8 protein-coding genes and 1 pseudogene are annotated in these 11,826 nt (G+C 63.3%); 6 read left to right on the top strand and 3 right to left on the bottom strand.

Annotated features, from left to right (window positions below; genetic code table 11):
- The first annotated feature begins 267 nt into the window (after positions 1 to 267).
- On the top strand, positions 268 to 525 hold the full coding sequence (locus WCE35_RS00935) for a hypothetical protein (RefSeq protein WP_424591471.1): 258 nt from the start codon (positions 268 to 270) through the stop codon (positions 523 to 525).
- A 128-nt stretch (positions 526 to 653) separates the two neighbouring features.
- Positions 654 to 1,036, top strand: a pseudogene (locus WCE35_RS00930) (KUP/HAK/KT family potassium transporter); the annotation flags it as partial.
- A 258-nt stretch (positions 1,037 to 1,294) separates the two neighbouring features.
- Here the strand turns inward: WCE35_RS00930 and WCE35_RS00925 are convergent.
- Positions 1,295 to 1,453, bottom strand: coding sequence for a hypothetical protein (locus WCE35_RS00925; RefSeq protein ID WP_424591470.1), 159 nt, complete (start codon positions 1,451 to 1,453; stop codon positions 1,295 to 1,297).
- A 318-nt stretch (positions 1,454 to 1,771) separates the two neighbouring features.
- Here WCE35_RS00925 and WCE35_RS00920 point away from each other — a divergent pair, with 318 nt between their 5' ends.
- Positions 1,772 to 3,088 carry a trypsin-like serine protease gene (locus tag WCE35_RS00920; RefSeq protein WP_424591469.1) on the top strand — a complete coding sequence of 439 codons (1,317 nt, stop codon included), beginning with the start codon at positions 1,772 to 1,774 and terminating at the stop codon, positions 3,086 to 3,088.
- Positions 3,089 to 3,120: 32 nt separating this feature from the next.
- Here WCE35_RS00920 and gyrA read toward each other — a convergent pair whose 3' ends face one another.
- Both gyrA and WCE35_RS00910 read right to left on the bottom strand, forming a co-directional pair.
- A complete protein-coding gene (gene gyrA / locus WCE35_RS00915; protein ID WP_424591468.1) occupies positions 3,121 to 5,850 on the bottom strand; it encodes a DNA gyrase subunit A in 2,730 nt (909 codons plus the stop codon).
- A 254-nt stretch (positions 5,851 to 6,104) separates the two neighbouring features.
- Positions 6,105 to 6,593: a single-stranded DNA-binding protein gene (locus WCE35_RS00910; RefSeq protein WP_424591467.1), complete on the bottom strand. Its 489-nt coding sequence runs from the start codon at positions 6,591 to 6,593 to the stop codon at positions 6,105 to 6,107.
- A 463-nt stretch (positions 6,594 to 7,056) separates the two neighbouring features.
- On the opposite strand from WCE35_RS00910, the gene WCE35_RS00905 reads away from it, so the two are divergent.
- From WCE35_RS00905 to uvrA, 3 genes are all read left to right on the top strand, one after another.
- Complete coding sequence (locus WCE35_RS00905) at positions 7,057 to 7,803, top strand: outer membrane protein (protein ID WP_424591466.1); 747 nt, start codon at positions 7,057 to 7,059, stop codon at positions 7,801 to 7,803.
- Positions 7,804 to 8,053: 250 nt separating this feature from the next.
- A complete protein-coding gene (locus WCE35_RS00900; protein ID WP_424591465.1) occupies positions 8,054 to 8,710 on the top strand; it encodes an outer membrane protein in 657 nt (218 codons plus the stop codon).
- A 245-nt stretch (positions 8,711 to 8,955) separates the two neighbouring features.
- Positions 8,956 to 11,826: excinuclease ABC subunit UvrA (gene uvrA / locus WCE35_RS00895; RefSeq protein WP_424591464.1), on the top strand; the 2,871-nt coding region annotated here is incomplete at its 3' end.

Genomic DNA, 11,826 nt, shown 5'->3' with positions numbered 1-11,826 from the left:
CACCCTCTAGCCCGCCCCGGGCGGCCCGGCAAGCCGGCCTGGTTCCGATGCCGCCGGGCACTCTATTTCGCCTCAGCCGCTGAAACCGCTTCGGGCTCCGGGCGTCTCCTTCGCGAACCCGCAATGTTTCGTCCGCCAAAGGCGACGAAACGAAACTTCTCCGGGACGAAACCATTTTCCGGCCCGGCGAAGACAGCCGGAAACCGGCGCCGGTTACCAAGGCAGCAACCAAACGGGCCGCAAAGGCCCAATGTCAGGGGGACCGTCATGATCAAGGCATTTTCTGCCATCGCCGCTGCCGCGCTGATCGCCGCCGCGCTCACCGTTCTTCCCGGTTTTACCCCGCAGGTCGAAGCCCGCGTGCCGCAAGCCCTCGCCAAGGCTGACCGGCTGGACATCCGCCCCGTTGGCAAGGCTTGCTCGCAGCAGGCCTGGCCGAATTTCGAGGCTTCCTGCCTGCGCGCCGCTGGCTCCAAGGTCACCGTCCGCGAGGCGCGCCTGGTAACCGCCGACCGCACGCCATAACAACGCGTGGGTTTCTCTGGCAAAACCCGTGGCAATTTGCGGCGGGTCGTCGCACACTGGCATTTGATCGCGCCCCTCGGATGACCGGCGGGCGCGATATCCTTGGCACGTCCCTGGAGGTGCAGCCGGTGACCACCACGCGAGCCGTAACTTCCGGCCATCCCAACCCGCTTCCATTGACAGCAACGATCGCCGCCCTCGGCGTCGTCTATGGCGACATCGGCACCAGCCCGTTCATGCGCTGAAAGAAGCCGCCAAGGCCGCTGCCCACGGCGGCGCGCTGACCCCGGAGGCAATCCTCGGCGTGGTGTTGCCGATCCTGCGGGCCCTGATCCTGATCATCTCGATCAAATACGCGATGCTGATCCTGCGCGCCGACAACCGCGGCGAAGGCGGCATCGTCGCGCTGTTGGCACTGCTGTCGGCGCGCAACGCCCACTTTGCGAAATATGTGCCCATAATTGCACTGATGGCCGCGGTGCTCGAAGTGTCTGGTTTAACAGCAACCCCAGTGCAGATGATCGATCAATCATACGCCACAAAGCCATGACTTGGCTCGACGCTCGGAGCGCGGATCGCAGACCAGATTTGTCAAGCAGCACAAAAAATTCCAGCTCTGGATTGGTCGAAGGTGACGCGCCGTCGCAAAGACAAACCTGAAGTTCCGCCGGTTTCCCACCGGTAGTACTACGGTCGTGAAGAGCGGCGCGAGTTGTGCGATGTAGTGCCCGCAAAGTGGGGCTGTAACAGAGGATAGGATATCATGGGGTTATTCAGGAAACATGCCAGGTCTCGGCTCGGCGAGAGCCGGCGCAAAGCCAAACTGTTCTGCCAACAGATCCTTGATGAAATGGATCGGGAGCGACAACAGCTCGAGGAGCAATGCCGGGCGCACGCAAATCCCGAAGACGACGAAGCGACGTTGCACTGAAACAATAAGACTGAAACAACCGGAATGTGCGAAGCTCGCGAGAGGGCGGGTTCTGTTGAACCCGCCCTCTCGCATTGAACGGCGGGTTAAAGAGACCTCACCCTGCGAAGACCCTAACATTGAAATGTCCCGGTCCGCGCGATCGTTTTATGGAGCCGGAAAAACCAGCCGAGTTGCATTGATCTTGATCGACGCAGACCGTGAATAGCGCCGACTTGCCGGAGCCGATTCCGCGGACCAGTAAACTTTCCCTCCCGTCTTGATCGTGTCGTCTGACGGAGCCATCTTCATGTCCACCGATCACGGTGGACACGCATGATCAACGCAGCTCTCGCATTCCTCATCCTCGTGCTCGGCCTGATGGGTCCGGCCACGGCAGCGGAACTCGACGAAGCCGTCGCGGCAGCCTACAGGGGCGATTACGCGAGCGCGCTTCAGCGCCTCTCTCCCCTCGCTGAGAAGGGCGACCCGCGCGCGCAGTTCGATGTCGGATTCATGCATGCCCACGGATGGGGTCTTCAACGAAACCCCGCGGAGGCGCTCACATGGTATCGCAAGGCCGCGGACCAGGGACTTCAGATCGCGCAGCACTTTCTCGGCCTCGCATATACCAATGGCGAGGGCGTGCGGCGCGATGATGCGGAAGCCGCGCGATGGTTCGCCCGGGCCGCCGCGCAGGGATTTGCCCAGTCTCAATTCATGCTCGGCCAGATGACCCTGGACGGCAGGGGCGTTTCGAAAGACCCCGTGCAGGGCTACGCCTTCATCGTCATGGCCGGGCGGGCAGGCGTGCGATCCGCGGCACGAAGCGTCCAGAAACTGACGCTGACCGAGGCGCAACGCGCGCAGGCCCAGGAGATCATCGACCGCTGGAAGCCGAAGCCCGAATCATCCCTGGCCAGCGTCAGGGATCCGCGACCGGAAGAACTGCTCGGCCTCGATCGGCATTTCGGCGAGGTCGTGGATCCCGCGACCTGGCCGGCCTCGGCGATCGGCGTCGTCGCCGTTGCGCGTTTCAGCACGGGCGGCTGGTGCACCGGCACCCTTGTCGCACCCAAGATCGTGCTCACCGCCGCGCATTGCCTGCTGAACGGAACCGAGCCGATCAGCCCGGCCAGCGTCCACTTCCTGGCCGGCATGAACAAGGGAACGCCGGCCTCGTCCACAGCCGCGGAGCGGTTCATCGTCGCGAAGGATTTCGTTCCGACCTTGAAGACCAAGTGGACGCTCGATCGATCGCCGGCCGATTGGGCGCTCATCGTCCTCAAGGCGGCCGTGCCGGCAAAGCCGGTTGCCGTCAAGGCGATGACACGCGAACAGTTGAGGTCCGCCACGCTGGCAGGGACCGTCTCCGAAATCGGCTATGGCGAAGAGCGGCGCTTTTCCCCCACCGCGCTGCGAAACTGCCGCGCCGATCTGGACCGGGACACTCGGCTGCTGATCGTGCAGTGCCTGGCGAATTTTGGCTATTCGGGCTCGCCTATCCTGGCGGACGTCGATGGCACCCCGACCGTGGTCGGTATCTTCTCGGCCTTCCTTGAGGAGAGGCGATTGACGATCGCCGCCTCCGCCAGCCAGTTCGAAGCGGCCGTCAGGGATCAGATCGCAGCCGAGGCCGGGCCTGCGCGCTGATCGGCGCCCGCGCCCCCATTCGCCATTCGCGCCTAATGCCCGTTGCCGTTCTCGCCGTTTTCCCCGTCGTCGCCGATATGCTCGACCGACACCACATGCTCGTCCTCGGCGGTGTCGAACACGATGACGCCCTGGGTCGAGCGGCCGGCGATCCGGATGCCTTCCACCGGGCAGCGGATCAGCTGGCCCTTGTCGGTCACCAGCATGATCTGGTCGCTTTCCTCGACCGGGAATGACGCCACCAGCTTGCCGTTGCGGTTGTTGACGGACATCGCGACGATGCCTTTGCCGCCGCGCCCGGTGGTGCGGTATTCGTAGGACGAGGTCCGCTTGCCGTAACCGTTCACCGAGACCGTCAGCACCACCTGCTCCTGCGCCGACATCTCCACATAGCGCTCGGAAGAGAGCTGGATCGCGCTCGAAATCTCCTCGCCCTCGGCCTCCGCCGGCTCCTCGGATGCCATTTCACCGGCCACGGCCCGGCGCATCTTCAGGTAGGCCGACCGCTCGTCCGCGGTCGCCTCGACATGGCGCAGGATCGAGAGCGAGATCAGTCTGTCGTTTTTGGCGAGCGCGATGCCGCGCACGCCCATCGAGGTGCGGCCGGTGAACACGCGCACGTCGGTCACCGGGAAACGGATGCACTGGCCGCCGGCGGCAGTCAAAAGCACGTCGTCCCGCTCGGTGCAGATCTGGACGTCGACGATCGCTTCGTCGTCCTCGAGCTTCATGGCGATGATGCCGGAGCGGCGGACATCGACGAAGTCGGACAGCTTGTTGCGGCGGACATTGCCGCCGGTGGTCGCGAACATCACATCGAGATTGCCCCAGGAGGATTCGTCCTCCGGCAGCGGCATGATGGTGGTGATGCGCTCGCCCTGCTCCAGCGGCAGGATGTTGATCAGAGCCTTGCCGCGGGCATTGGGCGCCGCCACCGGCAGCCGCCAGACCTTTTCCTTGTAGACCTGGCCGCGCGAGGAGAAGAACAGCACCGGCGTGTGGGTGGAGGCCACAAACAGCCGGCTGACGAAATCCTCGTCGCGGGTCTGCATGCCGGCCCGGCCCTTGCCGCCGCGCCGCTGCGCCCGATAGGCCGAGAGCGGCACGCGCTTGACGTAGCCGGCATGCGAGACTGTGACCACCATGTCCTCGCGCTGGATCAGGTCCTCGTCCTCGACCTCGCCTTCCTGCTCGACGATGACGGTTTTCCTCGCGGTGGCGAATTCGCTCTTCACGTCGGCGAGCTCGGCCTTGATGATGGCCTGAACCCGCGCGCGGGAACGCAGGATGTCGAGATAATCGGCGATTTCCAGCGCCAGCTTGTCGAGCTCCTCCGAAATCTCCTCGCGCCCCAGCGCCGTCAGCCGCTGCAGCCTGAGATCGAGGATCGCCCTCGCCTGCTCCATCGACAGCCGCGCGGTGCCGTCCTCATTGAGGCGATGGCGGGGATCGTCGATCAGCGTGATCATCGCCGCGACATCCCTCGCCGGCCAGACCCGCGACATCAGGGTTTCGCGCGCGGTGTTGGGATCGGGCGAGGTGCGGATCACGCGAATGATCTCGTCGATATTGGCGACCGCGATGGCGAGGCCGACCAGGATATGGGCGCGGTCGCGCGCCTTGTTGAGCAGGAACTTGGTGCGGCGCGTCACCACCTGTTCGCGGAACGCGACGAACAGCGTCAGAAAATCCTTCAGGTTCATCAATTGCGGCCGGCCGCCGTCGAGCGCGACCATGTTGGCGCCGAAATTGGTCTGCAGCGGCGTGAAACGATAAAGCTGGTTCAGCACCACGTCGGGCACGGCATCGCGCTTCAGCTCGACGACGACGCGGAAACCGTCGCGGTCGGATTCGTCGCGCAGATCGGAAATGCCCTCGATCTTCTTCTCGCGCACCAGTTCGGCGATCCGCTCGACCATGGTGGCCTTGTTGACCTGATACGGGATCTCGGTGACGATGATCGCTTCGCGATCCTTGCGGATGGTGTCGATCGTGACCTTGCCGCGCATCACGATCGAGCCGCGGCCGAGGTGATAGGCCGAGCGGATGCCCTGGCGGCCGAGGATGATGCCGCCGGTCGGGAAATCCGGCCCCGGCACGATGTTGATGAGGTCGTCGATGCCGAGCGCGGGATTGTCGATCAGCGCGACGCAGGCGTCGATGACTTCGCCGAGATTGTGCGGGGGGATGTTGGTCGCCATGCCGACCGCGATGCCGCCGGCGCCGTTGACCAGAAGGTTCGGAAACTTCGCCGGCAGGACCGACGGCTCCTTCTCGTTGCCGTCGTAATTCGGCTGGAAGTCGACCGTGTCCTTGTCGATATCGTCGAGCAGGCCCTGCGCGATCCTGGTCAGGCGGGATTCGGTGTAGCGCATGGCGGCCGCCATATCGCCGTCCACCGAGCCGAAATTGCCCTGCCCGTCGATCAGCGGCACGCGCATCGAGAAATCCTGCGCCATGCGGACCAGCGCGTCATAGACCGACTGATCGCCATGGGGATGGTATTTGCCGATGACGTCGCCGACGGTGCGCGCCGATTTGCGATATGGCTTGTTCCACTCGAAACCGTTCTCGTACATCGCATAGAGGATACGGCGATGGACCGGCTTGAGGCCGTCGCGCGCATCCGGCAACGCGCGCGCCACGATCACGCTCATGGCGTAATCGAGGTAGGAGCGTTTCATCTCGTCGAGAATGGAAACGGGGCGAATGTCGGAAGGCGCCGGCGGCTCGCCGGGCTTGGTATCTTCAGGGTCAGACAAAGGGGAATCCGGTCAATTTTATCTCCGGAATCATATAGCGCATCGACGGTCCGACCACCACCCCAAGGACACTCCAAAGGCGCTCCAGGCGCGGTGTTTTTCCCTTCGTTTTTTCATGGACTTACATAGCCAGCGGCGGGTTGCGCCGAGATCGCGAAGCCGGCCTTTCTCCATGGCCGGGAAAAGGCCGCGCAAGCAATTCCTGCGGCCTCTGTTATCGGCCAAGAACGACGGCGTGCATGATCCGCCTGGGCTCAGAACGGAATATCGTCGTCCATGTCGTTGCGGGCGCCCGCCGCGACAGCCCGGCGCGGCGCCGAGGAGACCGGCCCGCCGGAGCCGAAGTCGCCGCCGCTATCGTCGGATCCAGAGCTGCCGCCCCCGCCGCTGCCACGGCCGTCGAGCATCGTGAGATTCGAGTTGAAGCCCTGCAGCACCACTTCGGTGGAATATTTGTCGACGCCGCTCTGGTCGGTCCATTTGCGGGTCTGCAACTGGCCTTCGATGTAAACCTTGGCGCCCTTCTTCAGATATTGCTCGGCGACCTTGCAGAGCCCCTCATTGAAGATGACGACGCGATGCCACTCGGTCTTTTCCTTGCGCTCGCCGGTCGCCTTGTCGCGCCAGCTTTCCGAGGTCGCGACGCTCAGATTGGCGATCGGCCGGCCGTCCTGGGTGCGCCGGATTTCCGGATCCTTGCCGAGGTTGCCGACCAAAATCACCTTGTTCACACTTCCCGCCATCGCCGTTCTCCACTCCTGCACTGCCCCGCACGTCCGGCCTTCCTGTTCGGAATTCCGCCATCGTCGTGAGACATTTCGCCCGACCCTATACGCTCGCCACCGGCGCCGATGGAGCCAACCTCGGTGATCCCGTTGTTATCCACATATAGCATTTCCAGGCGGCTTGTTCCAGTTTTGTTCACACGAATGGGGGCTTGTAGGTATCCAGGTGCCTGGAAAAACTGTGGCCGAAATGGAGCCCTTGGATGGTCAAAGATGGACCGGAGGGAACCCTCGCGATCTCAAAATTTGCTAAATGAATCATTAACTTGCGGCGCTTTCACTTCACTCGCGAGTGTTGCATTTCGGAGACGGTATTTGCGATTGAATCCAGGTACATTTGCCTGCAACGGCGCGGCGCTGGCGTCTGAAATGAAAACGCTTCGGGACCAACGGGAAGCGATCAAGAGTTGGAGATAGTACGATGAAAAAGTTTCTGCTGGCTACGGTCGCGCTCGCTGCACTGGCCGCCCCCGCCTCGGCCGCCGATCTCGCGGCGCGTCCTTACACCAAGGCTCCGCCGCCGATGCTCGCCGCCATCTATGACTGGAGTGGTTTCTACATCGGCGCCAACGGCGGTTGGGGATCGAGCCGCGATTGCTGGAACTTGCAGCCTGGTGGCGCCTCCGAAGGTTGCCATGATGCGACCGGCGGCGTCGCCGGTGGTCAGATCGGTTATCGCTGGCAGGCCGGCACCTGGGTGTTCGGCCTGGAAGCGCAGGGCGACTGGGCCGACCTGAAGGGTTCGAACCAGAGCCTTCTGTTCCCCGGCCCCGCTGGCACCACCAACACCTCGCGGATCGACGCGTTCGGCCTGTTCACCGGTCAAATCGGTTACGCCGTCAACAACGCGCTGTTCTACGCCAAGGGCGGTGCGGCGGTGACCTCGAATCGTTACCGCATCAACAACACCACGGGCGGCGCGCTTGCCGGGAGCACCGGCGACGATACCCGCTGGGGCGGCACCATCGGCGCCGGCCTCGAATACGGCTTCGCCCCAAACTGGTCGGCGGCGATCGAGTACGATCATCTGTTCATGCAGGATCGTACCTACACCTTCACCACGCCGGCCGGCGCCTTCTTCAGTTCCGATCGCATCCGTCAGGACGTCGATCTCGTCACCGTTCGCGTGAACTATCGCTGGGGTGGTCCGGTGGTGGCGAAGTACTGATCTTCGCGGCATCCAACCGAATAGAGAAAAGGCCGGCCTCGCGCCGGCCTTTTTGCTGTTGCGGCATCGATCAATACGGCATTCTCTGGTTGTGCTACGCACATTTCTACCGCAGATGTGGCCTTTCGGCGACAGTATTTGAGAGCCAATTAGGCTAAGGAAAATTGGTCAACTTCAGATTGGGCTTCCGGAACCCGGTCCAGCGGTTTTCTGAACCGGCGAAACGCAAAAGAGAAGTGGGAGACGTAAAATGAAGAAGGTTTTCCTTACCGCATTCGGCCTGGTCGCGCTGGGGATGGCTCCCGCCGTCGCGGCAGACCTTCCTGCACGTACCTATACCAAGGCGCCCGCCCCTTACGCACCAATCTATAATTGGACCGGTTTCTATATCGGCGCCATGGGTGGTTACGGCAAGGAAGACACCTCGGGCATCGGCGCGCTGAGCGGCGGCTTCGCGGGCGGCACCGTCGGCTACAACTGGCAGAGTGGGCAGATCGTCTACGGCCTTGAAGCCGACGCGGCCTGGTCGGACATTGGAGCAACCGCGGTCATCCCGGGCCTCCTCTCCGTCAATGACAGGATTCGCGATCTTGGCACGGTTCGTGGCCGCATCGGTTTCGCGGTCGACCAGGTTCTGCTCTATGGCACCGGCGGCTTCGCCTGGGCCGACAACCGGATCACTGCCACGGCGGGCGGCGTGAGCATTTCAGACAGCCACGTCCACACCGGATGGACCGCGGGCGCCGGCGTCGAGGTCATGTTCGCCCCGAAATGGTCGGTGAAGGCGGAGTACCTCTACCGCAGCTTGAGCAGCGAGAACTACTTCGCGGGCGTGATCCCGGGCGGCGTCGCGAGTGGCACGCTCAACATCAACAGCGGCCAGATCGGCGTCAACTACCACTTCTGATACCGCCTTCAGCGCTTCGCTCAAGGACCGCAAGGGCCTCCGCTCCGACAGCATCGGGGCGGAGGCTTCAGTGTTTTGGGCACCATTTTCCGCCCCCAACAAACCGTTGATGATTCGCCGACGGCACTGGAAATCGCTCCCCGTTCTTTCTATGTTCCGGTATACCCCATCGGCGCCTGTTCCCGGAGTTTTTCGGCGATGCGCGCCTAAACGCGGCGCGATCTCACGCGCCTGGAAATGCCGATATGGATGAAGTGCTCAGGGCGAAGCGCCAGACAACCGCCGGCTCCGGCACGCGCGCGATCACGATCCGCGGCGCGCGTGAACACAACCTCAAAAACGTCGACCTGGAAATTCCGCGCGACCGGCTGGTGGTGTTCACGGGCCTGTCCGGCTCCGGCAAATCCTCGCTCGCCTTCGACACCATCTATGCCGAAGGCCAGCGCCGCTACGTCGAGTCGCTGTCGGCCTATGCGCGCCAGTTTTTGGAGATGATGCAAAAGCCCGACGTCGACCAGATCGACGGCCTGTCGCCGGCGATCTCGATCGAGCAGAAGACCACCTCGAAGAACCCGCGCTCCACCGTCGGCACCGTCACCGAGATCTATGACTACATGCGGCTGTTGTGGGCGCGCGTCGGCGTGCCCTATTCGCCCGCCACCGGCCTGCCGATCGAGAGCCAGATCGTCTCGCAGATGGTCGATCGCGTGCTGGCGCTGCCCGAGGGCACGCGGCTCTATCTGCTGGCGCCGGTGGTGCGCGGCCGCAAGGGCGAGTACAGGAAGGAGCTCGCCGAATGGCTCAAGAAGGGATTTCAGCGGGTCAAGATCGACGGCACCTTCCATGAGCTGGCGGAGGCGCCGGTCCTCGACAAGAAATTTCCGCATGACATCGACGTGGTGGTCGACCGCATCGTGGTAAGGCCCGATATCGGCCAGCGGTTGGCGGAGAGTTTTGAGACCGCGCTGAAGCTCGCGGAAGGGCTCGCCGTCATCGAGTACGCGGATACTCCACCTTCGTCATCGCCGGGCCGCGCTGAAAGCGCGAGACCCGGTGATCCATCTTCTTCAAAAGAGATGGATGGCCGGGTCAAGCCCGGCCATGACGAGAAAAAGAAAACCGCGAAAATCCACGACAAGAGCGGGCCGGAACGCATCCTGTTCTCGGAAAAATTCGCCTGCCCGGTTTCCGGCTTCACCATCCCGGAAATCGAGCCCAGACTGTTTTCTTTCAACAACCCCTATGGCGCCTGCCCGGCCTGCGGCGGCCTTGGCGTCGAGCAGCACATCGACGAGGAGCTGGTCATTCCCGACAAGGAAATGACCTTGCGCAAGGGCGCGGTCGCGCCGTGGGCGAAATCGTCCTCGCCCTATTACATCCAGACGCTGACCGCGCTCGGCAAATTCTACAAGTTCACGCTCGACACCAGGTGGAAGGACCTGCCGAAGAAGGTGCAGCAGGCGCTGCTGCACGGCTCCGGCGAGGACGAGATCAAGTTTTCCTATGAGGACGGCGTCCGCTCCTACGACACCAAAAAGCCGTTCGAGGGCGTCATCACCAATCTCGACCGCCGCTTTCGCGAGACCGAGAGCGAATGGGCGCGCGAGGAACTGGCGAAATATTTTTCCGACATTCCCTGCGAGGGCTGCCACGGCCATCGGCTGAAGCCGGAGTCGCTCTGCGTCAAGATCGGCGGCAAGCACATCGGCGAAATCTCCGAATTGTCGGTGCGCCGCGCCGGCGAGTGGTTCGAGCGCGTGCCGGCTTCGCTCAACGCGCAGCAGAACGAGATCGCCGCACGCGTGCTGAAGGAGATTCGCGAGCGGCTGTCATTCCTGCTCGACGTCGGCCTGAATTACCTGACCCTGGCGCGGGCCTCCGGCACATTGAGCGGCGGCGAGAGCCAGCGCATTCGCCTCGCCTCGCAGATCGGCTCCGGCCTGACCGGCGTGCTCTATGTGCTGGACGAGCCCTCGATCGGCCTGCACCAGCGCGACAATGCGCGGCTGCTGGAAACCCTGAAGCGGCTGCGCGACCTCGGCAATACCGTGATCGTGGTCGAGCATGACGAGGACGCCATTCGCCTCGCCGACCATGTGCTCGACATCGGCCCCGGCGCCGGCATGCATGGCGGCCATATCGTCGCCCAGGGCACCCCCGCCGACATCATGAACAATCCGAACTCGCTGACCGGCAAATATCTCACCGGCGAATTGTCGGTGGCGATCCCCGAACGCAAACCGCCGAACCACCGCCGCACCATCAAGGTCATCAACGCCCGCGGCAACAATCTGAAAAACATCTCGGCGGAAATTCCGCTCGGCCTGTTCACCTGCGTCACCGGCGTGTCCGGCGGCGGCAAGTCGACGCTCCTGATTGACACCCTCTACAAGGCGATCGCCCGCAAGCTCAACAATGCCAGCGAGGGCGCCGCGCCGCACGACCGCATCGAGGGGCTGGAACATATCGACAAGATCATCGACATCGACCAGTCGCCGATCGGCCGCACCCCGCGCTCCAACCCCGCGACCTATACCGGCGCGTTCACGCCGATCCGCGAATGGTTCGCCGGCCTGCCCGAGGCCAAGGCGCGCGGCTACGAGCCTGGCCGGTTCTCCTTCAACGTCAAGGGCGGCCGCTGCGAGGCCTGCCAGGGCGACGGCGTCATCAAGATCGAGATGCACTTTCTGCCCGACGTCTACGTCACCTGCGACACCTGCAAGGGCAAGCGCTACAACCGCGAAACGCTGGAAGTCCTGTTCAAGGGCAAGAGCATCGCCGACGTGCTCGACATGACGGTGGAAGAAGCCGCCGAGTTCTTCAAGGCCGTGCCGCGCGTCCGCGAAACTTTTAAAACGCTGCACCGCGTCGGCCTCGACTACATCCATGTCGGCCAGCAGGCCACCACGCTTTCCGGCGGCGAAGCCCAGCGCGTCAAACTCGCGAAGGAATTGTCAAAGCGCGCCACCGGCCGCACGCTCTACATCCTCGACGAGCCGACCACGGGCCTGCACTTCCACGACGTAGCGAAGCTGCTAGAAGTGCTGCACGAACTGGTCTCGCAGGGCAACACGGTGGTCGTGATCGAGCACAATCTGGAGGTCATCAAGACCGCC

The sequence above is a fragment of the Bradyrhizobium sp. genome (assembly GCF_049691595.1).
Taxonomy (GTDB): domain Bacteria; phylum Pseudomonadota; class Alphaproteobacteria; order Rhizobiales; family Xanthobacteraceae; genus Bradyrhizobium.
This window is presented reverse-complemented; position numbering and strand designations above follow the sequence as displayed.

What these genes read in the sequence shown, in the direction of transcription:
- WCE35_RS00935 (WP_424591471.1), top strand. Translation starts at nt 268, where the DNA reads ATGATCAAGGCATTTTCTGCCATCGCCGCTGCCGCGCTGATCGCCGCC.
- WCE35_RS00920 (WP_424591469.1), top strand. Translation starts at nt 1,772, where the DNA reads ATGATCAACGCAGCTCTCGCATTCCTCATCCTCGTGCTCGGCCTGATG.
- WCE35_RS00910 (WP_424591467.1), bottom strand. Translation starts at nt 6,593, where the DNA reads ATGGCGGGAAGTGTGAACAAGGTGATTTTGGTCGGCAACCTCGGCAAG.
- WCE35_RS00905 (WP_424591466.1), top strand. Translation starts at nt 7,057, where the DNA reads ATGAAAAAGTTTCTGCTGGCTACGGTCGCGCTCGCTGCACTGGCCGCC.
- WCE35_RS00900 (WP_424591465.1), top strand. Translation starts at nt 8,054, where the DNA reads ATGAAGAAGGTTTTCCTTACCGCATTCGGCCTGGTCGCGCTGGGGATG.